At 69.7% G+C, this 24,598-nt stretch carries 22 protein-coding genes, 1 tRNA gene and 3 pseudogenes; 11 read left to right on the top strand and 15 right to left on the bottom strand.

What is annotated here, in order from left to right:
* Window positions 1–74: 74 nt before the first annotated feature.
* Window positions 75–329 carry a hypothetical protein gene (locus JNO44_RS38570; protein ID WP_205368643.1) on the bottom strand — a complete coding sequence of 85 codons (255 nt, stop codon included), beginning with the start codon at window positions 327–329 and terminating at the stop codon, window positions 75–77.
* A 233-nt stretch (window positions 330–562) separates the two neighbouring features.
* Between JNO44_RS38570 and JNO44_RS38565 the strand changes: the two genes are divergently transcribed.
* Entirely contained in the window at window positions 563–961 is a 399-nt protein-coding gene (locus tag JNO44_RS38565) for a spore germination protein GerW family protein (protein ID WP_205368642.1), read from the top strand.
* A 272-nt stretch (window positions 962–1,233) separates the two neighbouring features.
* Here JNO44_RS38565 and JNO44_RS38560 read toward each other — a convergent pair whose 3' ends face one another.
* Entirely contained in the window at window positions 1,234–2,118 is an 885-nt protein-coding gene (locus JNO44_RS38560; protein ID WP_205368641.1) for an NAD(P)-dependent oxidoreductase, read from the bottom strand.
* Window positions 2,119–2,167: 49 nt separating this feature from the next.
* Here JNO44_RS38560 and JNO44_RS38555 point away from each other — a divergent pair, with 49 nt between their 5' ends.
* A complete protein-coding gene (locus tag JNO44_RS38555) occupies window positions 2,168–2,575 on the top strand; it encodes a MerR family transcriptional regulator (protein WP_205368640.1) in 408 nt (135 codons plus the stop codon).
* 349 nt (window positions 2,576–2,924) lie between these two features.
* Here the strand turns inward: JNO44_RS38555 and JNO44_RS38550 are convergent, their stop codons facing one another.
* Complete coding sequence (locus tag JNO44_RS38550) at window positions 2,925–3,284, bottom strand: MerR family transcriptional regulator (RefSeq protein WP_205368639.1); 360 nt, start codon at window positions 3,282–3,284, stop codon at window positions 2,925–2,927.
* Window positions 3,285–3,343: 59 nt separating this feature from the next.
* Here JNO44_RS38550 and JNO44_RS38545 point away from each other — a divergent pair, with 59 nt between their 5' ends.
* The gene (locus JNO44_RS38545) at window positions 3,344–4,465 is read left to right on the top strand and encodes an alkene reductase (protein ID WP_205368638.1); all 1,122 of its coding nucleotides are present in this window, start codon (window positions 3,344–3,346) and stop codon (window positions 4,463–4,465) included.
* A 307-nt stretch (window positions 4,466–4,772) separates the two neighbouring features.
* Window positions 4,773–5,849, top strand: coding sequence for a polyprenyl synthetase family protein (locus JNO44_RS38540; protein WP_205368637.1), 1,077 nt, complete (start codon window positions 4,773–4,775; stop codon window positions 5,847–5,849).
* A 153-nt stretch (window positions 5,850–6,002) separates the two neighbouring features.
* Here the strand turns inward: JNO44_RS38540 and JNO44_RS38535 are convergent.
* Window positions 6,003–6,076 (bottom strand) — tRNA-Met (locus tag JNO44_RS38535).
* 306 nt (window positions 6,077–6,382) lie between these two features.
* On the opposite strand from JNO44_RS38535, the gene JNO44_RS38530 reads away from it, so the two are divergent.
* Window positions 6,383–7,162 (top strand): class I SAM-dependent methyltransferase, encoded by a 780-nt coding sequence (locus tag JNO44_RS38530; RefSeq protein WP_420882720.1) that lies wholly within the window; start codon window positions 6,383–6,385, stop codon window positions 7,160–7,162.
* Between the two features lie 7 nt (window positions 7,163–7,169).
* Here the strand turns inward: JNO44_RS38530 and JNO44_RS44165 are convergent.
* The 4 genes and pseudogenes from JNO44_RS44165 to JNO44_RS38515 form a co-directional block, all read right to left on the bottom strand.
* Window positions 7,170–7,535, bottom strand: a pseudogene (locus JNO44_RS44165) (hypothetical protein); the annotation flags it as partial.
* Window positions 7,536–7,865: 330 nt separating this feature from the next.
* Window positions 7,866–10,619 (bottom strand): bifunctional YncE/alkaline phosphatase family protein, encoded by a 2,754-nt coding sequence (locus JNO44_RS38525; protein ID WP_205368635.1) that lies wholly within the window; start codon window positions 10,617–10,619, stop codon window positions 7,866–7,868.
* Between the two features lie 4 nt (window positions 10,620–10,623).
* Window positions 10,624–11,997, bottom strand: coding sequence for an ABC transporter permease (locus JNO44_RS38520; protein ID WP_205368634.1), 1,374 nt, complete (start codon window positions 11,995–11,997; stop codon window positions 10,624–10,626).
* Window positions 11,994–12,935, bottom strand: a complete 942-nt coding sequence (locus tag JNO44_RS38515) for an ABC transporter ATP-binding protein (RefSeq protein WP_205368633.1) — start codon at window positions 12,933–12,935, stop codon at window positions 11,994–11,996. The genes JNO44_RS38520 and JNO44_RS38515 overlap by 4 nt, the downstream gene beginning before the upstream one ends.
* 151 nt (window positions 12,936–13,086) lie before the next feature.
* Here JNO44_RS38515 and JNO44_RS38510 point away from each other — a divergent pair, with 151 nt between their 5' ends.
* On the top strand, window positions 13,087–13,326 hold the full coding sequence (locus tag JNO44_RS38510; protein ID WP_205368632.1) for a hypothetical protein: 240 nt from the start codon (window positions 13,087–13,089) through the stop codon (window positions 13,324–13,326).
* Window positions 13,327–13,336: 10 nt separating this feature from the next.
* A pseudogene (locus JNO44_RS45380) lies at window positions 13,337–13,474 on the top strand (hypothetical protein); the annotation flags it as partial.
* Window positions 13,475–13,608: 134 nt separating this feature from the next.
* Here the strand turns inward: JNO44_RS45380 and JNO44_RS44160 are convergent.
* On the bottom strand, window positions 13,609–13,863 hold the full coding sequence (locus tag JNO44_RS44160; RefSeq protein WP_240167859.1) for a hypothetical protein: 255 nt from the start codon (window positions 13,861–13,863) through the stop codon (window positions 13,609–13,611).
* An 82-nt stretch (window positions 13,864–13,945) separates the two neighbouring features.
* Window positions 13,946–14,803 carry a ribosome-inactivating family protein gene (locus JNO44_RS38500; RefSeq protein ID WP_205368631.1) on the bottom strand — a complete coding sequence of 286 codons (858 nt, stop codon included), beginning with the start codon at window positions 14,801–14,803 and terminating at the stop codon, window positions 13,946–13,948.
* A 386-nt stretch (window positions 14,804–15,189) separates the two neighbouring features.
* On the opposite strand from JNO44_RS38500, the gene JNO44_RS38495 reads away from it, so the two are divergent.
* The 3 genes and pseudogenes from JNO44_RS38495 to JNO44_RS44155 all read left to right on the top strand — a co-directional run.
* Window positions 15,190–16,446, top strand: coding sequence for an IS256 family transposase (locus JNO44_RS38495; RefSeq protein ID WP_205368630.1), 1,257 nt, complete (start codon window positions 15,190–15,192; stop codon window positions 16,444–16,446).
* Entirely contained in the window at window positions 16,443–16,961 is a 519-nt protein-coding gene (locus JNO44_RS38490; RefSeq protein ID WP_205361017.1) for a GNAT family N-acetyltransferase, read from the top strand. The genes JNO44_RS38495 and JNO44_RS38490 overlap by 4 nt, the downstream gene beginning before the upstream one ends.
* Window positions 16,962–16,998: 37 nt before the next feature.
* Window positions 16,999–17,271, top strand: a pseudogene (locus JNO44_RS44155) (hypothetical protein); the annotation flags it as partial.
* Between the two features lie 222 nt (window positions 17,272–17,493).
* On the opposite strand, the gene exaC reads toward JNO44_RS44155, so the two are convergent.
* The 4 genes from exaC to JNO44_RS38470 all read right to left on the bottom strand — a co-directional run bounded on the left by exaC (window position 17,494) and on the right by JNO44_RS38470 (window position 22,183).
* Complete coding sequence (exaC, locus tag JNO44_RS38485) at window positions 17,494–19,017, bottom strand: acetaldehyde dehydrogenase ExaC (RefSeq protein WP_205368629.1); 1,524 nt, start codon at window positions 19,015–19,017, stop codon at window positions 17,494–17,496.
* A 143-nt stretch (window positions 19,018–19,160) separates the two neighbouring features.
* Window positions 19,161–20,468, bottom strand: a complete 1,308-nt coding sequence (locus JNO44_RS38480; protein ID WP_205368628.1) for a helix-turn-helix domain-containing protein — start codon at window positions 20,466–20,468, stop codon at window positions 19,161–19,163.
* An 87-nt stretch (window positions 20,469–20,555) separates the two neighbouring features.
* Window positions 20,556–21,578, bottom strand: a complete 1,023-nt coding sequence (locus tag JNO44_RS38475) for a DUF6114 domain-containing protein (protein ID WP_205368627.1) — start codon at window positions 21,576–21,578, stop codon at window positions 20,556–20,558.
* Entirely contained in the window at window positions 21,569–22,183 is a 615-nt protein-coding gene (locus tag JNO44_RS38470) for a DUF6230 family protein (RefSeq protein ID WP_205368626.1), read from the bottom strand. The genes JNO44_RS38475 and JNO44_RS38470 overlap by 10 nt, the downstream gene beginning before the upstream one ends.
* Window positions 22,184–22,327: 144 nt before the next feature.
* On the opposite strand from JNO44_RS38470, the gene JNO44_RS38465 reads away from it, so the two are divergent.
* Window positions 22,328–22,984 (top strand): TetR/AcrR family transcriptional regulator, encoded by a 657-nt coding sequence (locus JNO44_RS38465; RefSeq protein WP_205368625.1) that lies wholly within the window; start codon window positions 22,328–22,330, stop codon window positions 22,982–22,984.
* Between the two features lie 135 nt (window positions 22,985–23,119).
* On the opposite strand, the gene JNO44_RS38460 is transcribed toward JNO44_RS38465, so the two are convergent.
* Window positions 23,120–24,448 (bottom strand): glycoside hydrolase family 18 protein, encoded by a 1,329-nt coding sequence (locus tag JNO44_RS38460; RefSeq protein ID WP_205368624.1) that lies wholly within the window; start codon window positions 24,446–24,448, stop codon window positions 23,120–23,122.
* Between the last annotated feature and the right edge of the window lie 150 nt (window positions 24,449–24,598).

Genomic DNA, 24,598 nt, shown 5'->3' with positions numbered 1-24,598 from the left:
GTCATGCTCGACATGATCCTCTCAAGGCTCGTCTCACGAGGGGGGAGACGCCTGCGACTCGTCAGCCGACGTCGTCACTCCCGGAACGTGGCCTCCTTGCGGAAGTTGTGCGTGATGAATGCTTGGTGGATGTCGTCGCGGATCTCCCAGCGGATCCGCAGCCGGCGGAACCGGCGCAGGTGGGTGAACGCCCGCTCTGCGAACCAGCGTTGGGTGCCCGAGCCGGAGCCGTGCTCGGTGCCGGGGCGGGCGATCGGTGGCTGCACGCCGAGATCCCAGACCTGACGCCGGAACTTGCCGTGGTCGTAGCCGCGGTCACCCGGCACCACGTCCGGGCGGCGTCGGGGCCGCCCCCACCTGGAGTTGTGACAGGCAGGGCTGGGCCAGGACGCACGTCGGCCCGGCGGCCTCGGCCCAGGGACCACTGTTTGGCGCGGCCCAAGGGGGCTTCGAGGCGGCCGTGGTGTGCCCGGCTCCCCGCTGTGCAACCCGATTCGCCTGTGGCCCATGCCAGGCACCCATATCCTCGGTACCGCCGTACCCGCCACCCCGGAGGTATCCGATGACCGGCTCAAACACACCGGACCAGCCCGTCCCGCAGGCCGACATGGCCGCAGCCCTGATGGAACGCCTGGCCGAACAGCTCGGTAGTCGGGTCTCGGCGTCAGCCGTCTTCGGCGAACCCGTCACCAGCGACGGAATCACCGTCATTCCGGTTGCCGAATTCGGCTTCGGGTTCGCCGGAGGCATGGGCCCCGAAGCCGGATCCGCCAACACCGGCGAAGGAGGGGGCGGAGCCGGTGCCCGCCCCCGCGGCTACATCGAGATCAAAGACGGTACCGCCACCTACAAACCCCTCCGAGTCCCCTGGGTGAATGTCGCCGTACCGCTGGCCGCCCTCATGGCAGGAGCCGTCGTCCCCCTGCTCGTTCGCCGCCTCGCCAAGCGCCGCACTCGCTGACCACCTGCAACGACGAACCAGACATCAACTCACGTACCGCCAGCGGCAGGTCCCCGGCTTGCGAGACCACACCACGACCGCCGACCTCAATGCGTACACGCAGGGAGGACCCGATGCGCCTCTTCACTTGGAAAGCGCCTCCGAATCAGGCACGAACGAGGACCTCGGCAATCCTCATTGCGGCTGTTCAGAGGCGCTTTCCGCGGTGCTGACCACCTGTCGGACAGCCCGTCACCCCACCACCCGAGGTGAGATCCCGGTGTCGGTACCGGTCAGTCGTGGCGGGGTTTGCCGAACTCTTCGATCAGCACGGGATACTGCTCCCCGCCGTGTCCGGCGGCGATCGCACGGTCGGCCATCGCCTTGATCAACTTCGGCAGTTCGGCGTTGACACCCACCGCCTCGCTCTCCTCGATCAGGTGTGCCATTGACCGGACATGGGTCTCCAGGGACGCCACCTTGGCAGGGAAGGAGCTGCTGTCGATCTGTTCGGCGTGCCCCGGCAGCCATGCGGCCACCCCGGTGGCGATCTGCTGCGCGAACGGCGCATACGTCACGGCGTCCACACCGGCCGTCCTGAGCAGGGCCGTGCCCTGGAGCCAGGCGTTCAGGACGCTCCACATCATGGCCAGGCCCGCCACGTCGTACAGGGACGCCAGCCCGTGATCCGCGCCAAGGTAGGTGACAGTGCCGAGTGCGTCGAGTGTTGTCCTGTGTGCCTCGAAGTCCGCCTGCGGCCCGCTGTGCAGAATCGTCGCCTCAGCGGTTCCGATCGCCGGTGGGATCGCCATGATGGCGCCGTCCAGGTAACGGGCGCCACGCTGCTCGGCCCATTGGGCGGCCTCCCTGGCCTGGGTCGAGTCACCCGAGGTCAGGTTCACCAGCGTCATGCCGTCCAGGTCGATATCGTCCGCGCCGAGCAGATCGTGCATGGCCTGGTAGTCGGTGACGCAGACGATCGTCAGGGACCCCGACTTGAGTGCGTCGCTCACCGTTGGCGCCAGCACGGCACCCTCGGCAACCAACTGGTCGGCCTTGGAGGCCGTACGGTTCCACACGGTGGTGGGGTGCCCGGCTTTGAGGAACGCGCTGGCGAGTGCCTGGCCCATCCGTCCAAGGCCGATGATGGTCACAGGTGTTTCGGTGGTGTTGTTCATGGCAGCATCGTCAACGTTGATACCGGTGTGAAGGTCAAGCGAGGTTTTGATGCGGATCGGGGAACTGGGGCGTCGGACGGGCGTCAACACCCATCAGTTGCGCTACTACGAGGCCCAGGGCCTGCTGGAGGCGGACCGCGGCGCGAACGGCTACCGCGAATTCGACGAGAACGCCGTGCTGCGGGTCAGGCAGATCCGGCATCTGCTGGGTGCCGGTTTGTCCTCCGAGGACATCGCGTACGTGCTGCCCTGCGCGGTCGGCGAGGCCCCGCAGTTGCCCGGGTGTCCCGAGTTGCTCGCTGCGATGCGGTCACGGCTGCAGCGACTGGACGATCGGATGGGCAGCCTCGCTCAATCCCGCGACGCTCTTGCCGACTACATTGACGCGGCCGAGCGGATGGCCGGCGAGAGCTATCCGCCCTTCGACCATGCTGGCCAAGAGCCCGTCCCCTCCTGAGCAGCCGGGTGCCCGTCTTGCGGACCGTCTCGACCAGCAACACTCCGCCTGCCTGCGCGGCCACCGCCCATGCCCCGGCCTGAACACGAACACGAACACGCGGATACGGAGCAACACGCCCACCCGGTAAGTGACTTCTTCCCCGCGGTGGACGGAGCCTTGGGCAAGTCCCATCTTCCCAAGCCAGGAGCGCCCTCCGCTCGTTCGATCAGCATCCGGGACGCCCCACATCGTGCAAGGCCGAACTCCGGCAGCCGGTGATGCGGTGGGCGGCGGGCACCTCTTGTCCGCCGGATGGGCCGCTACCGCCGAGGTGAGGGGGCGCCCACGGGGCCTTCGGTCACCGATATCATGGGCGCGAGGCGGCGTCGATGACCTCGTCGAGGGTGGCTTGCGAGCGGCGCAGGTCCGCGATGGTGCGATGGATGCGCTCGCGTTCAGCCAGCAGTTCCTGCACCAGCCACGGTGTGGCGGTGACCGCTGGGCCGCCGTCGTGGTCACGTATGCAGGGCAGCAGTTGGGCGATCTTCTTGCTGCACAGGCCGGCGGCGAACAGCTCCTGGATGCGGATGACCCGGTCCACGGCGCGCTCCGGATAGTCCCGGTGGCCGCCGGGCGTCCGCTCGGACGCGAGCAATCCCTGTTGTTCGTAGTAGCGCAGCGAACGCTCGCTCACGCCGGTGCGGCGGGCCAACTCACCGATCCGCATCACGCATCTCCCCTCGCGGACTTGAACTTGACATCAGTGTCAGATTCTACGGTTTGCGCATGATGAAGCTCCTGACGCCCTTCACCTCAGCGGAACTGACCCTCTCCAACCGCATCGTGATGGCCCCCATGACGCGCTTCCGCGCCGAAGAGGACGGCACCCCGCTACCGATCGTCGCCGACTACTACCGCCAGAGGGCCGGCGCCGGCCTCATCGTCACCGAGGGCATCTGGCCCAGCCTCCGCGGCCAGAGCGGCTGGCGCATCCCGGGCCTGGAGTCCGAACGACACGTGTCCGCCTGGCAGCACGTCACCGAGGCAGTGCACGACGCCGGCGGCCGGATCTTCGCCCAGCTGATGCACGGCGGCCGTCAAGGGCACCCACGCTCCCGTGTCCTCGGCGACATCCCGACCGGTCCCTCCGCCGTCCCCGTGCCCGGGCCCGTACACGTGAAGGACGGCAAGGCAGACCCGGTCATACCGCGTGCGATGACGCACGACGACATCCGCACGGCCATCGCCGACCACGTCGCCGCCGCCCGCAACGCGATCCGGGCCGGCTTCGACGGCGTCGAACTGCACGGCGCGAACAGCTACCTCATCCACCAGTTCCTGGCCGACAACACCAACCTGCGCACCGACGCCTACGGCGGCGACATCTCCGGCCGCATCCGCTTCCCGCTGGAACTGGTACAGGCCATCACGGACACAGTCGGCGCCGGCCGGCTCGGCCTGCGCCTCTCGCCGGGCAACCCCCAGTTCGGCATGGAAGAGGCCGACCCGGCCCCGGTCTATCGCGCGCTCCTCGCCCGCCTCGACGGCCTCGGCCTGGCCTACCTCCACCTCACCGACGACGACCGCTACCCCGCCCTCGCCGACCTGCGCCCGCGCTGGCACGGCACACTCATCGCCAACGTCGGCGAGAACCGCGCCCCGACCACCCGCGAGGCCGGCGAGGCGGTGCTCGCATCGGGGCGCGCGGACCTGGTCTCGTACGGGCGCCTGTTCATCAGCAACCCCGACCTGCCGCACCGCTTCGCAGCCGGCCTGCCGCTGAACACGCACATCGACCAATCAGCGCTGTACGGTCACGGCGCCGCGGGCTACACCCACTACCCGGCATGGCAGGAGAGTTCCAGGCCGATCATGCGGTCGGTTGTCCCCAGCAGCCCGGGACGCTGACTCCGCGCCCGAGTGGCCGGGCCCCACGTCCAGCCGTCGGCGTCGGGCGCCGTGTGCTGCGCGTCGGCCGTGTCCTTGTACTACGGCAACGAGGTCCTCACCTGCCTGGGCATGTGGCTGTTCGGTCAGGCGCTGCCGGGCACCCTCAGGAATTCGAGGTGCCCGGCAGCGTCTGCGCGGTGGGGGCGCAGTCACGACCCCCGCACGACCGCCCTGGTCGCTACGCGGAGTTGATCTGGTGGTGTTGAATGCGAGCTGGCGGTGTCTGTCGACGGCCGTCCTGTTTGACGGGGTTCCAGGGAGAGCAATGACAGCTGACAACGCGGCCGGTGTACACGAGCGGCTCGCCGGATACCAGGAGCGCTTCAACGGGTTGTTCGCGAACTACTTCGACTCGGTCGCCGAGCAGGGGCCGCCGCGCAATGCGTTCGTGCCCGAGGCGCTGGAGCTGGTGCGGGACATGTCGCTGCGGGGCGGGAAGCGGCTACGGGTCGCGCTGCTGTACGAGGCGGCGCGCCTGGTGGCTCCCGCTGCCGTGCCCGGGCTGGACGAGGCCGCGCTCAGCATTGAGTTGCTGCAGACGCACGGGCTGATCCACGACGACATCATCGACGACTCCCCGGTACGCCGGGGGGCGCCGTCGGTGTACTACGCCTACCGCGAGCGGTTCCCCGGCCGTCCGCAGACGGCGTTGGGTCTGGCCGTCCTGGCCGGGGACCTGGCGGCGTTTCTGTCGGTCCAGGTGCTGCTGACCGCGCCGGTTCCCCGCGAGCTGCGGCAGGCGATGGCGGCCGTACAGGCGACGGCGGGGGCGGACACGGTCCGCGGGCAATTCCTCGACCTGGAGCGGGACTTCGGCCCGATGCCCGACCGCGAGGTGCTGGACACCGTGTCCGAGTACAAGAGCGCCCGGTACTCGGTGCTGGCCCCGTTGCAGCTGGGTCTGCTCGCGGCGGGCGCGGACCCGGCCGCCCATGAGAACGAACTGGCCCGGTACGCCCGACTGCTCGGGGTGAGCGGGCAGATGCGCGACGACTACCTCGACCTGTTCGCGGACGCGGGCACGGTCGGCAAGCCGGCCGGATCGGATCTTCGCGAGGGCCGCCGCAGCTACGCGGTGTGCGCGCTGCTGGCAGCGACGAGCGGTGCGGAGCGGGCGGTCGTGGAGTCGGCGCTCGCCGGCCCCGGCTGCCCGCCGGAGACCGTCGAACGGATTCAGGGCATCGCCCGGCGCCACGGCGTCGACACCGAGCTGCTCGCCGAGATCCGCCGCTGTGCCCAGGAGGCGGCCGCCGTCGCGGCCAACTGGCGGGGGCGGTGGCGGGACGAAGCCGTCGAGTTCTTCGAACAGCTGCCGCTGTGGGGCGTGCTGCGCGCCCAGTGATCTTCCGTGCGGTTCGGCGCTGGGTGAGCGTGGTGAAGTCCCATCCGCCGATCGCGGCACCGACCACGACCTGGGCGCGGTCGTCGCAGCCGCATGGCCGCGAGCACACAACCAGTGAAGGCCCGGTGGGATCACCGGGCCTTCACCTTCGAGTAGCGGGGACAGGATTTGAACCTGCGACCTCTGGGTTATGAGCCCAGCGAGCTACCGAGCTGCTCCACCCCGCGACGGCACACTGAACCTTACGGCACCGACCTGGATCGGCCGAATCGACATCCGTCCCGGCCCGACCTGATCCGTATGCGTCGGCGAGGAGGTCCGGTCGGGCTCCAGGCCCGCACTGATCTTTCTGGCGGCTTTGGGTGCTTGTCTCGGCACCGTCCTGGTTCGTCTAGTGCCGCATCAGACAACGTACGCCCTGTATGGCGCTCATCGGCAGCCGTGGCAAGCAGGGGGATCGTGAATGTCCCGACGCCAGGTGGGACGTGCGTGCCAGGATCGACCGTATGACTTCCGCTTCCAGAAGCTCTGACGTGCACGCAGGCATCCCGGCAGCCTCGCAGCCGCCGTGGATCCGTCCTGTCCCGGAGGGTTCCGCCGGGCCCGGCGAGCAGGCCGTGCCCAACGACTACGACAGCTTCGCCGAGGCGTACTCGGCCCAGAACGAAACCAGCCTCTTCAACGCGCACTACGAGCGGCCTGCGATGCTGGACCTGGCCGGGGACGTGGCCGGCCGACGGATCCTGGACGCCGGCTGCGGCTCCGGCCCCCTGTCCGCGGCGCTGCGCGACCGGGGCGCGATCGTGACCGGCTTCGACTCCAGCACCAAGATGCTGGAGCTGGCCAGGAAGCGGCTCGGCGACGACGCGGCCCTGCACCTCGCCGATCTGGGCAGCCCGCTGCCGTTCCCCGATGCCGCGTTCGACGACGTCGTCGCGTCCCTGGTCCTGCACTATCTGGAGGACTGGACGGCACCGCTGGCCGAACTGCGGCGCGTGCTGACTCCCGGCGGCCGGCTGATCGTGTCCGTTGATCACCCCTCCATCGGCCTCGTGCAGCCGGGCACCGACTACTTCGCGACGTACAAGCACTCCGAGGAATGGACCCTCGGCGGGCACACCGCCCTGATGACCTTCTGGCATCGGCCGCTGCACGCGATGACCGACGCCTTCACCGCGGCCGGCTTCCGGATCAACGTCATCAGCGAACCGCTCCCCGCACCGGGCGCCCGCGAGCTGTACCCCGACATCTTCGTGGACAAGCCCTCGGGGGCCTTCGTGTGCTTCCTGTTCTTCGTCCTGCAGGCCGACTGACGTCGTATCAGGCCACGTTGGCCTTGGCGACGACGGCCTGGAGGCGGCGGTCGTCGGCATGGCGGTTTCGCCGGATCAGGTAGCGGCGGATCATGCTGCCCTGCCCTGCCCTGCTCTGTATCGCTGGCGTGGTCGGTGCCGTCCAGGGAGAAGTAGCGCGGGGCGGTGAACTGGGACTCGATGCGGTTGAGCCAGGAGGAGTTGGTCGGGGTTGAAACGAGACGCCCTCTTCGCGGACCAGGACCCGAAGACCCTCGTGGCTGATGCCGTCAACCACCCCCTCGGCGACCAGGAAGTCGGCCAGCTCGGCCGGGCTCCAGGTCGAGAACGGCAGGCCGTGCCCGGTCGGCTTCGACCTTCGGCACGGCCGAAGGGGGCCAGGACGCGTACCGTCGACATGCCCCTCCTCGGTGGCCGGAGAGTTGAAGCGTCACGTGGCAGCGTTCCCGCCGGTAGAGGTGGAGCTTCCGTGGGGGAAGCCGGAGGCGGACGGGCAGCGGAGGAAGGTGTCTCCTCTGCTCACCACGCGATTCGGCAACGCGGTTGGGCATGCCAGTCGAACTCCCCGGATTGTCCCCAGTGCTGAGAGCCGGCGTCCCTGATACCTCCGTCGGGTGCGGTCTGACCGGGGGGCGGAAGACGGCCCGACGGTGTGGCCGTCGGGCCGGGGTGAAGCCACTCGCCCCTCAGCTTCCAGCAGACGTCAGCCGTCGTTCTCCGAGGACGGAAGGTACGCGCCCGGCACGTCCTGCGGCGCGAAGATCTTGTTCTCGCCCGGGTACGGCCTGTTCCAGTTGTGCGTCTCGTACCAGGTGAGGTGGTTCATCTGGGCGGGGTTGGCGTAGTCGGGGACGGCGTGGGGGCCGGTCAGCCGCTGCTTGGACTTCCATTTGTCCCAGGTCGCCGCCAGGTCCTGCTTGTCCGCCGGTACCGTCGCGGGCGAGACGGCCGCTGCCCTGGGGCTCTGCGCTGCCGGGTTGTCCGAGCCGCAGGGCGGCTGGGTCTTCAGACCGTCGGTGAGGGGGACGCGGTTGGGCTGCGCCTTGAACGGGGCGGTGTCCGGGTGGGCGGTGAAGGCGCCGCTCATGGGGCTGGCCGCGCTGTCCTTCTGGTTCATCGGGTGGATCCCGAGGATCTGCTCGATGGTCCGGATCATCGTGATCTGGGTGTAGTAGTGGCTGTCGGTCCTGCCGTGCTGTGCCCAGGGGCTGATGATCTGGATCGGGGCCCGGTGCCCGTCCACGTGGTCGAGGCCCGCCTGGGAGTCGTCCTCGACGACGAAGATGGCCGAGTCCTTCCAGTACTTGCTGTGCGAGATCTTGTCGACCATCTTGCCGACCGCGAGGTCGTTGTCCGCGACCTGGGCGGACGGGCTCGCGGGACCACCGGTGTGGTCGTTGGAGAACCAGAACATGTTCAGGTTCGCCGGCCCGTTCTTCTCGAAGTCCTGCTTCCAGACCTGGTACTTGTAGATATCCGGGACGTCGAGGTCGAACATCGGGAAGCCGGGCACCGACACGTCGTTGAGCGAGGGGATCGCCGACCCGGTCTTGATGGGGTAGGCCGTGGGCCTCCCGGTTGCGTCCATGGTCCTGGCGTCGCAGTACAGGTTCTGCCAGGACGCTCCGGACGGCTTGCTCTCCACCGACTGGAACTCACCGAAGTCCTTGACGGACCTGCCTGCAGCCTGCGCACCGGTCCACAGGAAACCGGACTTCTGGTGGCCGAGCGCGTCGTTCTCGGTGTCGTAGCTGCGCTGGTACTCGCCGGCCGAGGACTCGGTGTACTCCGGATTGTCGCTCTGCATCAGCCAGTTGTGACCTTCGGCAGAGTTGGTGCCGATGTCGTAGGTGTTGTCGTACAGCCCGAACTGCTTGGCCAGCGCGTGCTGGTTCGGCGTCACGTTCTCGCCGAACTGCGTCAGCTTCGGATCGCCGTTGCCCTGCGGGAGGTCGCCGAAGACCTGGTCGTAGGTCCGGTTCTCCTTGACGATCAGGAAGACGTGCTTGATCGTCGAGGGGTCGCCGAGCCGCTTCGGGACCGCTGTCGGCTTCGCGTGGCTCGTGCCGTCGGTCCTCTTGACCGAGTCGCCCGTCCAGCCGTTCTGCTTGAAGACCTTGGCCGTCTCGGACCTGATGACGCTGTCGTCGGGCAGGGTGAACCGCTGCAGGCTGGAGGTGGTGTCGTGGGTGCCGTGCGCACCGCTTGCGGTGGGGCGGCGGGCGTCGATTCCACGGGAGTTGGAGACCAGCACCTGCTTGCCGACGGTGGCGATCTCCGAGGGGAAGTAGTCCGTGGGGAGCAGGCCGACGTAGCTGACCGGCTCCTGCGGGCTCTTGTACTTGTATACGGCGACCGCGTTGGCGCGGCCGAGCGTCACCAGCAGATGACCGTCGTCGGTGAGTGTCACCGCGTTGGGCTCGTAACCCACCGACGCCTCCGGCCACGGACGGGTGGCGATGGTCTGCACGACCTTGTCGCCGGTGGTGCTGATGACCGACACGTCGTTGGTGGCGGTGTTGGTGACGAACAGTGCCCCGCCCTTGGCGTACAGGGCGGTCGGGTGCAGACCGACGTCGATGCTCTTGACGGCGGCACCCGGCTTCGCCAGGTCGATGACGCTGACCGTGCCGGTGGTGGCGGCACCGGTCTTCGGGTCGGCGGGCACCTGGGTGTCGTAGGAGTTGATCGTGGGCTCGCCGGGCTTGGCCGGACGGCCGCCCTCGTTGCTGACGTAGAGCTTGTGGCCGACCTTGACCATGTCCCGCGGGGCGTTGCCCACGGCCCAGCTGTGCTTGACGGCACCGGTCGCCGCATCGAGGGCGACCACCTTGTTCTGGCCGTTGACCGCGGCGTACACGGTGGAGCCGTCGGAGGAGAACACCGGCTCGCCCACCAGCGCGTGCTTGGTGCCGTCCGCCGGGATCTTGATGAACGTCGGGTTGCTGACGCTGCCGTCCGGGTTCATTGTGAACTTGGTGTAGCCGTCGGTCTGGCCCAGCCACAGCTGCTTGCCGTCGGGCGAGTACGTGGGGCCTTCCTGGCCCACGGAGTTGCTGCTGATGCGCGGGGTCGACGAAGCGGAGGCGCCGACGAGCTGCTGCACCTTCCAGTTCTTGCGGTCGACGATGGCCAGCGCCGCCCCGCCGTCGGTGAGCGAGGCCGCGACGTGGGTGCCGTCCGGGCTGACCGAGGACGACATGATCTTGCCGTCGTCGATGACGAGACGGTCGCCGTACGGGGCGATGTACTGGTCGCTGGAGACGACCTGGCCGTCAGCCGTCCTCTGACCGACCCGGGCGGTGCCGAACTGGTGCGTCTGGGCATAACCGATGCCGGCGGTGGCGGCGAGGACGACCGCGGTGGCCGTGGCCAGGGTGCCGCGGCGGCTGAAACGTCTGCGGAGATTGCCGGCACGGTCGTTCGCGTCATGCCGGCGGCGGCGTATGACCTGCATGGAGTCATCCCTTCGAGGTGGCGAGCAGCGCGACATTGCCGTCGAACTGCCACAGCGGGTTGGGTGCGTCGCCCTGCGGGGTCCGCACCAGGAAGTAGCCGTTGACTTCCTTCGGTCCATCGCCATCGGCCATGAACCGCCCGTCCGGGGTCACGTCGAGCTGATAGATGGCCTGGCCGGCGGCGTCGACGCCGGGGAGGTGCCAGGAGACCACGCAGCGCCAGTCGTTGCCCGCCCCCTGCGCGGCAGTCTGGAGGCTGCCCTTGGTGCACGTCGCCTCGGCTTTCAGCTGGGCTTCGGCGACGTGGGGCCGGTGGAGCTGCTCGGTCTGCATGCGGTACAGGTGGGCGAATGCCGTGGCGACCGAGCGCTGCACCTTGTCCTGCTCGATCCCGGAGCCGGTGGCCGTGGCCGTGGCCGACGTGGTGAGGACCGCCACCGTCACGGCGACCAGCCCGGCCAGCGGCAGGACTCCGACGGTGACCGTGCGGCGCCCCGAGCCGTCGTAGCTCAGGTTCGTGAAGTCGCGCCGCAGGAACAGCAGGTAGGCCAGCGCCGTCGCCAGCGCGGCCCACGCCAGGCTGACACCGGTGCCGATCAGGAGCGGGGCGAGCTGGGCCGGGCCGGTGAACAGACCGTTCCAGGCGATGAAGGCGTAGCTGGGCAGCGCGAGGCGGACGGCGACCGGCAGTGGCATCATCTGTGCGAGCTGCATCGCGAGGGCGACGAGGACGGGCAGCAGCAGCCCCATCGGGGAGCGCCCCAGCGCGACGGACCCGAGCAGTCCGATCCCGGCGAGGGAGAGGGTCGGAGCGAGGACGCAGACCCAGGCGAGCAGGACCTTGACGGCGGCGTCCGCCGGCGTCAGCAGGTGGCCGTCGAGGCCGACCAGCGGCTGGTTGCCGACCGCCACGACCCCACCGGCCGCGCTGGAACAGGCCAGCCCGGCCACGAGCAGCAGCAGGACGGTGAGGCTGGCGAACGCCTTTGCGGCGAAGATCCGCCTGGGCGACCGGACCGCCACGAGCAGGTGGCGCCAGGTGCCGAGTCGGTCCTCGGCGGCGAACACGTCGCCGGCGACCACCGAGGTCAGCAGCGGAAGCGCCCAGGTGCCCGCGAAACCGAGCGTCACCAGCGGTCCGGCCCATCCGGTGGCGTGCATCCAGCGGCCGAAAAGGGTGTCGACGGGGAGCGTGCTCTGTTGGCTCACCGCGGCGACGAAGAGCGCCGGCGCGATCCAGCAGGCGAGAACCAGCAGGCGGATCCGCCACTGCGAGACCAGCTTGACCAGCTCGAAGCGGTAGCCACGCGCCACCGAGGCGCGGCGGGTACCGGCACCGTGGGGCCGGGCGTGGGCGTGCGTGAGGGGCGCGTTCATCGCCCGGCCTCCTCAGGTTCGGTGAGGGCGAGGAACGCTGCTTCGAGCGGCGACACCACGGGGGAGAGCTCGCGTACCGCGATGCCCGCCCGCACCAGCCGCACCACCAGTTCGTCGAGGGCAGGCACCTGCGCGCGCACGACGAGCACCTGCGCGTCGTGCCGTGCCCCGGCGTCGTCGACGAGGCGGATCCCGGCTGTTTCGGCGGCCAGTCGGCGGGCGGCGTGCGCGTCGGAGGTGCGTACGCGGTAGTCGAGTTCCCGCTCCTCGGCGGCCAGTTTGCTCAACGGCCCGGAGAAGACGACCCGCCCGGCGGCGAGGATGCTGACGTCGGAGCACAGGGCCTCGACGTCGTCCATGCGGTGACTGGAGAGCACGACGCCGGTGCCGTCCGTCGCGAGCCGGGTCAGGACACCGTGCACGTGCTTCTTGCCGGCCGGGTCCAGGCCGTTGGACGGCTCGTCGAGCACGAGCAGCCGGGGCTTGGTGAGCAGCGCCGCGGCCAGCCCCAACCGCTGTCGCATGCCGAGGGAGAAGCCGCGCGCCCGGTCGTCGGCGACATCGGTGAGCCCGACCTGCGCAAGTGCGTCGTCGATCGCCGTGGTCCGCGCGTCGTCACCGCGGAGAGCGGCCAGCGCGGCGAGGTTCTGCCGGGCGGTGAGCGAGGGGTAGAGACCGGGTCCGTCCACGAAGCCCGCGACACCGTCGGGAGCGTCGAGCGCCCGCCCGACCGGCGTACCCAGGATCTGGAGGCTGCCGCTGTCGGCGACGGCCAGACCCAGCAGAAGGCCGAGCAAGGTCGTCTTGCCGGCGCCGTTCGGTCCGACCAGGCCGTGAATCTGCCCCTGCGTCACATCCAGGTCGACGCCGTCGAGCGCGACGACATCGCCGAACCACTTGGTGATCCCGCGAGCCCGGACTGCGAGGAGTGCGTCCATGAGTCCCTTCCTTCGAGAGCCTCAAGGACCGTAGATGCGGTGCGCGGCAACGTTCAGGAGCAGTCAGCTGAATGCTCAAGAAACGGTTGACGACCGGTATGCGCCGTGACGAAGCCCGGGAGTCGCCCCCCACGGGCCGGTGTGGCGGACGATGACCGCATGCGCCGCGGTCGCCTTCGCCACGCTCGCCGTATCGGTGTCTCCGCTGACGACCGGAACGGCCCATGCGGACACTCCCGCACCGGCGGGCCTGTCCCTGTCGCCGCGGTTGACCCAGGCGGACGGCCTCGCGCCGTCCCTGGATCCGGCGAAGGACTCGCCCGACTACGGGACCGAGAGCGTCGTCAACAAGACGTCAGATGGCGAACTGGAGCATGTAGCCCAACGGTGAAGGAAGCTTCCTGATCCGCAACGACACGACGCAGAAGTGCCTCGACTCCAACACCGCCAACAACCCTCTCGTCGAGCCGGGGTACTGCGACCAGGCCAACACCAGGCAGAACTGGTATCTGCAGCCCTCGGACGGTGGCGGCGGCTACTACCTGATCCGGAACGTCAACACCGGCAAGTGCAGGGACGTGTTCGGGGGAGCGGCAACGACGGCACGACGGTCGGTCTCTCCGGCCCAGGCACACGACCGGAGCATCACCGACGGCAGTCTGAGCAGGGGCGGCTACCGGATACACACCACCTTCGACAGGAAACCGACCGCGGAACTGGCCGGCGCCGTCGCCAGGGTCGGTGCGCAACGCCTCGACCCCGCCCACCGGTCGGCCGACCGGAACGTCCAGGTCGGAGCCGCCTCGGCCGAACCCACCACCGGCAGGATCGTCGCGATGTCGGCGATCGGGTGGTGTCGGTGTATGCGGGGGTCGAGCGGCGGATGATCGGGGTTAGGGCGTGTGGAGATCAACGCGTTGATCTCCACACGCCCTACGATGCTTCCCTCGCGAAGTGACCGGCGGCACGGCGAGTGATGCCTCTGGTGTTCCCGGAGCTGCGCCGGGCGACTATAGGCCGTCGTGAGAATTCACATGCGCCTGGTAGATGATCAGCCCCGTGTACTGTGCCGCCTGCTCGAACGTCTCAATGCGGACCGCTTGTGTGTCGTTGCCGTTCCGTGATGCCGGACCGATCTGCACCGGCGCGGCGTGGGCATGTTGGCTGACGTCATGGACGAAGTCCGAAAGGCGGCCCCAGTTGGTCTCCAGTTCCTGCTGCAGTGGAGTCAGCTGGTAAGGGGTCCCAGTGAGGAAGGCGTTGGCCACGCCGGTCCCGATGGGGTTGAAGCGCACGGCCTCCGAGGTGATTGTCACCATCCTCAACACGGCCCGAGCGGTATCCCGTACACCGTTCCTGTTGTTCAGGTTGACGCCGTCGTGCAGGGTCTGCACGGAGCTGTCGATGCTGTTCGCGGTGATCTCCATGGCACCGCGTGATTCCCATCCGGCTGCCCTTTGCAGAGCCGTGTAGCTCTCACCGAACGGCAGAGTGATGGGCTGGTGCTCGCCGCTCCACGCCAGCCTTCTCCCCAGATTGGTCCCGTTCAACTGGTACAGACGACCGGTGTCGTCCGAACTCCAGCCCAAAAAGTACATGTTGGACGCGTTAAAGTAGATCGTGACGGACTCGACCTGATGCTGCCTGCCGTCTCCGCCCTCGCCCAAGTCCCTGGTGACATTCAGGGCGACGAGCTGGTTTCGGTCGTGTGTGGTCTCTTGGACATTGTTCCGAAAGGAGTGCCCGACGGCTGTCCGGAGCTGTTGGAGCATCGCCAGGTACCGATTGCTGTCGTGGGTGTCGACCCAGTGGACAGTTGAATAGGAAGGACGGTTGGCGGCGCGGTTGGTGACGGTTGCGCTGTCCATGTGCACGGGTGTGGCCGCAGCGGTTCCCCCTGCGAGCATGACGGCTGCGATTGCGGCACTTATGCCGATTCCCCACTTCATAATCGCTGTCCTCCCATTGCTGTGATCTCTCGTCTCGCTCTTGGACGACAATCAGCTTCAACGGTCGGGCTGGCGTTGCGCTAACGGACGGCTAACGCGGTGTAGCGGCGTACGGCAGTGAGCTCGCCGACGACGACATGACTGTCTTCATCCCTGGCATTCAGCGGGCCTGCCGGCAGGTTTCGTGAGCAATGCTCACGACCTGTGGATCACTCCTGACGGAAGGAGGCGTACCTTCCTGATGGATCGATCGACAGGTCATCGAGCAAGGCCGACGTTGCAGCGTCGGTCGGGAAGGCACGTCCGTGCTTGCGGTAGTCAACGAGGACGGCACCACGCCAAGCGGCAGTTCGCTGCTGGATGAGGTCGTTCGGGAAGGCGCACGGCGGATGCTGGCCGCCGCGCTTGAGGTCGAAGTCAACGCCTACATAGCCGAGTTGGCCGATGAGCGCGACGACAAGGGGCGCCGCCTGGTGGTCCGCAATGGCTATCACCAGCCCCGGAAGGTCACCACCGCGGCCGGCGTGGTCGAGGTCAAGGCGCCGCGGGTGAACGACAAGCGGGTCGACGAGGCCACGGGCGAGCGCAAGCGGTTCTCGTCCGCGATCCTGCCGCCGTGGTGCCGCAAGTCCCCGAAGATCAGCGAGGTGCTGCCCCTGCTCTACCTGCACGGCCTGTCCTCCGGCGACTTCGTGCCCGCCCTGGAGCAGTTCCTCGGCTCCTCCGCCGGGCTCTCGGCGGCTACGGTCACCCGGCTGACGACGCAGTGGCAGGCCGACCACGCCGCCTTCATGGACCGCGACCTCGCGGAGGTCGACTACGTCTACGTATGGGCCGACGGCATCCACCTCAACGTCCGCCTGGAGGAGGCCAAAGCCTGCGTCCTGGTGCTCATCGGCGTCCGCGCCGACGGCTCCAAGGAACTGGTCGCCCTCAAGGACGGCTACCGCGAATCCGGTGAGTCGTGGGCCGACCTGCTGCGCGACTGCGCCCGCCGGGGCATGCGCGCCCCCATCCTCGCGGTCGGCGACGGCGCCCTGGGCTTCTGGAAAGCGCTGGCCGAGGTGTTCCCCGACACCCGCGAGCAAAGGTGCTGGGTTCACAAAACCGCCAATGTCCTCGACTCCATGCCGAAGTCCGCGCAGCCTGCCGCGAAGAAGGCCATCCAGGACATCTACAACGCCGAGGACCGCGACCACGCCGAGGCGGCGATCAAGACGTTCGCCCAGCTCTACGGCGCGAAGTTCCCCAAGGCGGTCAAGAAGATCACCGATGACCAGGAGGAGCTGCTGGCGTTCTACGGCTTCCCGGCCGAACACTGGATCCACCTGCGGACCACGAACCCCATCGAGTCCACGTTCTCCACCGTCCGGCTGCGGACCAAGGTCACTCGCGGCGCCGGCTCCCGCGGCGCCGCCCTGGCCATGGTCTTCAAACTCGTCGAGTCCGCCCAGCAGCGGTGGCGGGCGGTGGACGCGCCCCACCTCGTCGCCCTCGTCCGTGCCGGAGCCCGCTTCGAACGCGGTCAGCTCGTCGAACGCCCCGAGGCGGTCGCAGCGTGAGCACCCTCGCGGCCCAGGCCCTCAGCACCCGGCGGCTGGACCTGCTGCCGCTGCACGTCGAGCACGCCGAGGAGATGGCCGCCGTGCTGTCCGACCCGGCCCTGCACACCTTCATCGGCGGCACTCCGGACACCCCCCAAGCCCTGCGCTCGCGCTACCAGCGCATGACCGCAGGCTCTCCCGACCCGGCCGTCTCCTGGCTGAACTGGGTAATCCGGCTCCGGGACGAGTCCTCCCTGACGGGCACCGTCCAGGCGACGGTCGGCCCCTCCGGCCACGGACTCATCGCCGAGATCGCCTGGGTGGTGGGGACCCCGTGGCAAGGGCGGGGCATCGCCACCGAAGCGGCCCGAGGACTCGTCGACTGGCTCAGCCGGCAGCCGGTGCACACCGCCATCGCCCACATCCACCCCGAACACCGGGCATCCGCCGCCGTCGCCACTGCCGCCGGCCTCACACCCACCGACGAATGGCACGAAGGCGAGATCCGATGGCACCGGAGCATCAGACGATAACTTCAACGATCCACAGGTCTTGACTATTACTCCCTGGTTGGTGTTGTGGATGGAGCATGCAGGAGGCGCCGGGCCGCTCGTCGTGCTGTGCGTGGCAGCGGTGTTGCCGCTGGGGGGCTTGGCGGTGGAGCTGCCCGAGCATGTGCAGGTGCGGCTGCGGCGCGTGGCTGATCTGGTCGAATCCGTGGGCATGGTGGGGCTCTTCCCGCTCGCCTTTGGTGTGTTCGGATCGAAGTCCCCTTCCGCCACTACGCCAAGTTCCTGGACGGGGTCCGGGAGCAGGCCAACCGCCTCATCGAGCAGTCGATGAAGGAGTGGGACCGCGTCAGCCAGGGTGTGGCGCCTGAGGGGTGAGTCGGGGGTTTGGTCCGCGACTGGTCCGGAACAGCTGGTCAGGAGCGGGATAGCGGTGGGGGAAACTGGGAGTTATGGCGTAAACCGGGCCCTGGGGTGAGCGGGCCCTGGGGTGAGCGGGCCGAACGGAAGGCGCCTGACAGGAAAAAGTCCAGGTCAGGCGCCTTTTCTCGTGCCTTTAGAAGAACCCGAGCTTCTTCGGCGAGTACGAGACGAGGAGGTTCTTGGTCTGCTGGTAGTGGTCCAGCATCATCTTGTGGGTTTCGCGGCCGATGCCGGACTGCTTGTAGCCGCCGAAGGCGGCGTGGGCGGGGTAGGCGTGGTAGCAGTTGGTCCATACCCGGCCGGCCTGGATGGCGCGGCCGGCGCGGTAGGCCGTGGAGCCGTCGCGGGTCCAGACGCCGGCGCCGAGGCCGTAGAGGGTGTCGTTGGCGATCGTGATCGCCTCATCGAAGTCGGCGAACGGGGCCACCGCCACGACCGGGCCGAAGATCTCCTCCTGGAAGATCCGCATGTCGTTGTTGCCCTCGAAGATGGTCGGGCGGACGTAGTAGCCGCCCTCCAGCTCGCCGCCCAGCTCGGCCCGGGTGCCGCCGGTGAGGACCTTGGCGCCCTCCTTCTGGCCGATGTCGAAGTAGGAGAGGATCTTCTCCAGTTGGTCGTTGGACGCCTGCGCACCGATCATGGTGTCGGTGTCGAGGGGGTGGCCCTGGACGATCTTCTCCGTGCGGGAGACGCCGGCCGCCAGGAAGTCGGCGTAGTGCCCGCGCTGGATCAGTGCCCGGGACGGGCAGGTGCACACCTCGCCCTGGTTGAGGGCGAACATGGTGAAGCCTTCGAGGGCCTTGTCCTGGAAGTCGTCGGCGGCCCGGGAGACGTCGTCGAAGAAGATGTTGGGGCTCTTGCCGCCCAACTCCAGGGTCACCGGCCGCAGGTGCTCGGAGGCGTACTGCATGATCAGTCGGCCGGTGGTGGTCTCGCCGGTGAAGGCGATCTTGGCCACTCGGGGGCTGGACGCCAGCGGCTTGCCCGCCTCGACGCCGAAGCCGTTGACGATGTTGACGACGCCCGGCGGCAGCAGGTCGGCGATCAGGCTCATCAGGAAGTGCACCGACGCCGGGGTCTGTTCGGCGGGTTTGAGGACCACCGTGTTGCCGGCGGCCAGTGCCGGGGCCAGCTTCCACGTCGCCATCAGGATGGGGAAGTTCCAGGGGATGATCTGGCCGACCACGCCCAGCGGCTCGTGGAAGTGGTACGCGACGGTGTCCTCGTCGATCTCCGAGAGGGTGCCCTCCTGGGCCCGGACCGCGCCCGCGAAGTAGCGGAAGTGGTCGATGGCGAGCGGGATGTCCGCGGCCAGCGCCTCCCGTACGGGCTTGCCGTTCTCCCAGCTCTCGGCGACCGCCAGCGCCTCCAGGTGCTGTTCCATCCGGTCGGCGATCTTGTTGAGCACCCCGGCGCGTTCCGCCGCGGGGGTGCGGGCCCAGCCGGGGGCGGCGGCGTGGGCCGCGTCCAGGGCGCGCTCGACGTCCTCGGCCGTGCCGCGGGCGACCTCCGTGAACGGCTGACCGTTGACCGGCGTCGGGTTCTCGAAGTACCGGCCCTGGGCGGGCGCCACGAACTCACCGCCGATCCAGTGGTCGTAGCGGGACTGATAGCTCATCACGGCATCGGTGGACCCGGGGTGCGCATAACGTGCCACGGACGGCCTCCCCATCACTTGCGCGGCGTGGCCCGCCGCTCCCGTGCGGCGGGCGGTGGTGGGGAGGGTAGGGCGGCGGAGGTTGCACGAACGTTGCGCGGTGCGGCGACGGGGGAGCGGGGCCGGCGGGCCGGGGCGTTCCGTCACGGGGCGGCGGCTCCGGTGCGGTCGGCGAGCCCGGGGCGCGGGCCGGTGCGGCCGGCGGTCAGGCCGTACTCGGTGCGCAGCCGACCGGCCGCGGTGGCGGCCGCGGCGCGCGCCGGGGAGCGCTCCGGCAGGGCGCCCACCAGGGCCTCCCGGATCTCCAGGTCGTGTTCGCCCCAGGGCGTGTGTGCCCACGCCCGGAGCTGGTCCGGGTCACCGGCGGCGAGCAGCGCCCGGCGCAGCCGGTCCTCCAGTGCGGTGCGCAGCCGGCGGATGCCGGGCGCCTCGGACGACGGCAGCAGCGGGCCGCGGTAGGTGTCGAGCGCCGAGGTGAGGTGATGGGCCATCACCTCCCGTTCCACGGCGCACAGATCGGTCTCCACCGGAGCGCCCAGACGGTACGGGCGGGAGCACAGCAGCGGGCCGACGAGCTGCCGCAGCCGGGCCAGCTCGGCCCGTAAGGTCACCGGCCGCACCTCCCGCTCGCCGTAGATCAGCACCGCGAGCTGTTCCCCCGTCAGGCCGGCCGGATGGTGGGCGAGCAGTACCATGATCTCGCTGTGCCGGCGGCCCAGCCGCAGGCGCTCGCCGTCGCGTACCAACAGCGCCTCGTCGCGCCCGAGCGCCGTCAGATGGGTGCCCGACTCCCTTGTCCTGACGGCGAGATGGGCCTCCGCGGCGCGGGCGGTGGCCTGGACCAGGGCGAGGCTGTGCGGGCTGGCCAGGTGGTCGCCGCCGGTGATGTCCACGGCGCCCAGCAGCCGCCCGGTCCGCGGGTCGTGCAGCGGTGCGGCGGCGCACGTCCAGGGCTGCGCCCGCCGGTTGTAGTGCTCGGTGGCGAAGATCTGGACGGCGTGGTCGGCGGCGAGCGCGGTGCCCGGCGCGTTGGTGCCGGCGTGCCGTTCGTCCCAACGGGCGCCGACCACGAAGTTCATCCGTGCGGCACGGCGCAGCACCCCCGGGTGCCCCTCCACCCACAGCAGCCGCCCCTGCGGGTCGCAGACCGCCAGCAGATGCACCCCGTCCTGGGCGATGCCGCCCAGCAACTCCCGGAAGACCGGCATCGCGCGGGCCAGCGGGTGCGCCTCGCGGTAGCTGCGCAGCGCGGCCTCGTCGAGTTCGACGGGGGCCACGCCCTCCGGGGCCGCGCACGCCCGGGCCGAGCGGCGCCAGGAGTCGGCGACCACCTGCCGGACCGGCGGCGCCACCGTCCCGTCGCTCAGGAACACCGCGTGCGCCCGGCGCACCGTACGGATGCGTTCGGCCGGATCGGCGCCCGCCTCGATCGCCAGCCAAGGATTGCCCACGCCTCACCTCTCCGTTGCGGCTCCTGCCCGTACGCCGATGGTGCTCGTAGCGGGCGGGGCCGTAAACCCCGCGTCGGGCGCGTCGGCTCAGCCGCCGGCCGGGTCGCCCGCCTGGAGCCGCAGGCCGTTCGCGACGATCAGGTCCGAGGTCACCAGGGCCTGCTCGGCGGTCACCCGCGTCATGTAGACGAACGGCGGGACGATCGGGGGAACGGGCAGGGTGTCGGGGGTGAAGGTGAGACAGAGCACCCCCTCGATGCAGCCGCTGAACTTGGTGAGGTAGAGGGTCACCTCGCCCTTGAGGTCCAACGCGTCGGAGGACAGGCGGAGTTGCGGGCCCTGCGCGTCATGGGTGAGGAGGCGGTAGTCGGTCAGGGAAGCCGCTTTCATGCGCAGCACCATCACCTTCTTCGGCCCGCCGGCCGTCGGGACGGTGGTCACGCCGGCCAGGGTGAAGCCCTGCGGGGCGAACTTCGTGGTGGTCACGGTCGGCGGGACCGCCGGCGCCGGCGGGCCGGTCGCCACGGCCCGCTGCGCCGGTCCGCCGAGGGCGGTGAGCAGCGCGAGCGGCAGCCCGACGGCGAGGGCCTTGCTGCCGGTGCCGCGGCGGGCGGGCGCAGGGTCCGGCGCGTCCTCCGCCTCGTCTCCGCCCGCCGCTCCCTCCGAGTCGTCCGCCCCCGTCCGGCCGCCGTCCGCCGTGGCGTCCCGGACCGGCGTCCAGCCGAATCCCATCGCGCTGCCGGCGATCCCCAGTCCCATCCCGATCAGGAACCCGCCGAGGTTGGTCGCGGCGAACGAGAGCACCGACAGGATCAGCGCATTGATGCTCACGTAGTGGTGCGCGGCCGGCGTGCACCACAGGAACACCCCGGCCGCCATCAGCGCCAGCCCGATGCCCAGCGCGGCCAGTCCGCCCAGCCCCAGGCTGATCAGCACGGGCAGCGGGGAGAGCGGCACCAGCAGCAGTTCGACGCCGCCCAGCAGGAGCAGCAGCCCGCCCCAGAACGGCCGGGTTCGGCGCCACCGGCGCAGCGCGGCCCGCCGCTGCGGCCAGGGCAGGGCCCGGTCCAGGCGGGCGCCCCACCGGGCGCGGCGCGCGCTCAGAAACACGTCCGGCCGTCCAGGCTCACGCTCACCCGCAGTCCCTTGAGGCGGAAGTTGCCGCCGGTGGCGGACCAGGCGTGCGACTTGACGCCGGCCACCTCGATGTTGCCGGCCTGGAGTCCGAACTTCCCGCGCGGGCCCTTGACCCCCGGCACCGCGTCGAGGGTGCCGGCGTCCCGGCCGATCTGGGCGGTGCCGAACCGGGCGTCGCCGACCAGGTCCTCCCCGTCGATGACGAGGTTGTCGGCGCGCACCGGCCCGGCGTCGCCGCCCGCGGTCAGCTTGAACACCACGGTCCCCACCGGGGTCTCGACCCGCGCGGCCTGGCAGATGTCGGTCAGGTCGGCCTTGCCGATGCCCAGCAGGGCGACCGGGTGGCCGTGGTCGTCGGCGTCGCGGTCGGTGTGCACGTACGAGGCGAGGCCGGCGCTGGTCAGCTTGCCCGACGCGACCTGGAAGTTGCTGCCGGACACCGCGAAGGAGGCGGCCAACGCGCCCTGGGCCATCGCGGCGGCCAGCGCGCCCACGGCGAGTACGGCGGGCACCGCCACCGCCGCGGTCTTCTTCCAGGCGGTCCGTCCTTCGGGCGCCGTACCGTTCGGTGTGCTCACTGCGTCCTCCCCGGGGCAGCGGTCGAATGCGCGAGGGAAGTGCTTCATGGAGCTGTCCGCGGGGGCCCACCGCAGAGCCGAGGGCACAGATGACGTTCTGTCATACTGCGCAAAAATCCTGGCAGTTGGAGACTAGGGCGGATTTTGAATAAGAGTCAACAGCGCGGACGGGCGGCCTCGCGCGGCGCCCACGGAACCGACCGCTACCAGGCGCGTCGGGCCGAACTGATAGCCACCGGAAAGAAGTTGTTCGCCGACACCTCCTACGACGCGCTGTCCATGGACGACATCGCGCGCCAGGCGGGGGTCGCCAAGGGCCTGATCTACTACTACTTCACCAACAAACGCGGCTACTACCTCGCGATCATCGAGGACGCGGTGGCCGAACTCGTCGAGCGGGCCGGCAGCACCCACGACCTGCCACCGGTCGAGCGCGTCCGGCGCACCGCCGACGGCTATCTGCGCTACGCCCAGTACCACCAGGCCGCCTACCGCACGATCGTCACCGGCGGGGTCGGCTTCGACGCCGAGGTGTTGGCCATCCGTGCCCGGGTCCGCGCCCGGCTGCTCGACACCATCGCGCGCGGCGCCTGGGGGCGGGAGGAGATCCCGGTGCTCGCCCGCACGGCGTTGACCGGCTGGCTCTCCAGCGTCGAGGGCGTCACCCTCGACTGGATCGAGGAGCAGGAGCTGCCGCGCGAGACCGTCGCGTTGCTGCTGGTCCGCGGGCTGGGGGACACCCTCCGCCTGATAGAGGAGTTCGAGCCGGGCTGTCCGGCGCCGCCCCGGCCGCCGGCCTGACGAGGTGCCGCCCCGGTCGCCGTCGGGCCGGGCGCTACGGAGCGGGCGGAAGGCCGTCGCCTCCCGCCCGCTCGCGTCCCCCGTTCCTCGGGGCGGTTCGTCGGTGCGGTCCCCCCGTGGCCGGTGCTCCCGGTCCTACGTGATGGACTTGATCAGCTCACCGTCGGGGGTGTCGCCGCTCAGCTCCCAGAAGAACGTCCCGCCCAGGCCCTGGGCGTCCTTGTAGGCCATCTTGTTCCCGATGGTCTGCGGGGTGTCGTAACTCCACCACTGGTCACCGCACTTGGCGTAGGCGGTGCCGCCCACCGTGCCGGTGGCCGGGCAGCGGGTCTTGAGCACCTTGTAGTCGTCGATGCCCGCCTCGTAGGTGCCAGGTGCCGCGCCGGTCGCGGTGCCGCCCGGCGCGTCCTGGGTGACGCCCGACCAGCCGCGGCCGTAGAAGCCGACGCCCAGCAGCAGCTTGTCCGACGGGACGCCCAGCTTCTTGAGCTTGGCGATGGTGTCGGTGCTGTTGAACCCGGCCTTCGGTATGCCGTTGTACGACGTCAACGGGGAGTGCGGGGCGGTCGGCCCCTTGGCGTCCCACGCGCCGAAGTAGTCGTAGGTCATCGGGTCGTACCAGTCGACGTACTGGGCCGCGCCCGCGTAGTCGGTGGCGTCCATCTTGCCGCCGTCCGACGCGTCCGCGGTGATCGCCGCGGTCACCAGGTTGCTCTGGCCGAACTTCTCCCGGAGCGCCTTCAGGACGCCGGTGAAGGCGTCCTTGCCGCTGGTGTCGCAGGTCAGACCACAGGCATTGGGGTACTCCCAGTCGACGTCGATGCCGTCGAAGACGTCCGCCCAGCGCTTGTCCTTGACCAGGTCGTAGCAGGACTGGGCGAACGCCGCCGGGTTCTTGGCGGCCTCGCCGAACCCGCCCGACCAGGTCCAACCGCCGAACGACCAGAGCACCTTGAGGTCGGGGTGCAGCTTCTTGAGCTTGCGCAGCTGGTTGAAGTTGCCGCGCAGACCGTTCGGGTCGTCCCAGGTGTCGGCCTTGCCGTCGACGCTCTGGTCGGCGGTGAACGCCTTGTCGTAGTCGGCGTAGGAGTCGCCGATGGCGCACTTGCCGCCCTGGACGTTGCCGAATGCGTAGTTGATATGCGTCAGCCTGGCCGCGGAGCCGGAGGTCTCGATGTTCTTGACCTGGTAATTGCGGCCGTAGATGCCCCAGTTGGTGAAGTACCCGACGACCTTGTTGCCGGCCGCGGCGGTCCGGGCCGCGGTGACCGGGTGGGTGGCGGTGGGGACGCCGGTGGGTGACGAGACGGGGTGCCGCGCAGCGGTTCCTGCCGGGGCGGTGGCGGGCGACGGGTGGGCGGAGGCGGAACCGGCGAACAGCGTGCCGGCCAGGGCCGCGGTACACAGGGCGGTCGCGGCGGCGATCAACTTCCGCGGCGCTCGCTTCCGGTGCGGTCTGAGCATGTCGTCTCCTCGGAGGGGGCGAGGGTGGAGCATGGCGGCGTTCCGGGGCACATGCCTGCCGAATTGGCATGAACGCGCGAAACGTTGGTGGAGAAGGTAGAAGGACTAGACCACTGAGTCAATGGTTCGGACCAATTTGCCGACGGCGTC

Source organism: Streptomyces noursei, assembly GCF_016917755.1.
In the GTDB taxonomy this organism is placed as follows: Bacteria; Actinomycetota; Actinomycetes; order Streptomycetales; family Streptomycetaceae; genus Streptomyces; species Streptomyces yunnanensis.
The sequence above is the reverse complement of the archived record's forward strand: the minus strand, read 5'-3'. Positions and strand labels throughout refer to the sequence as shown.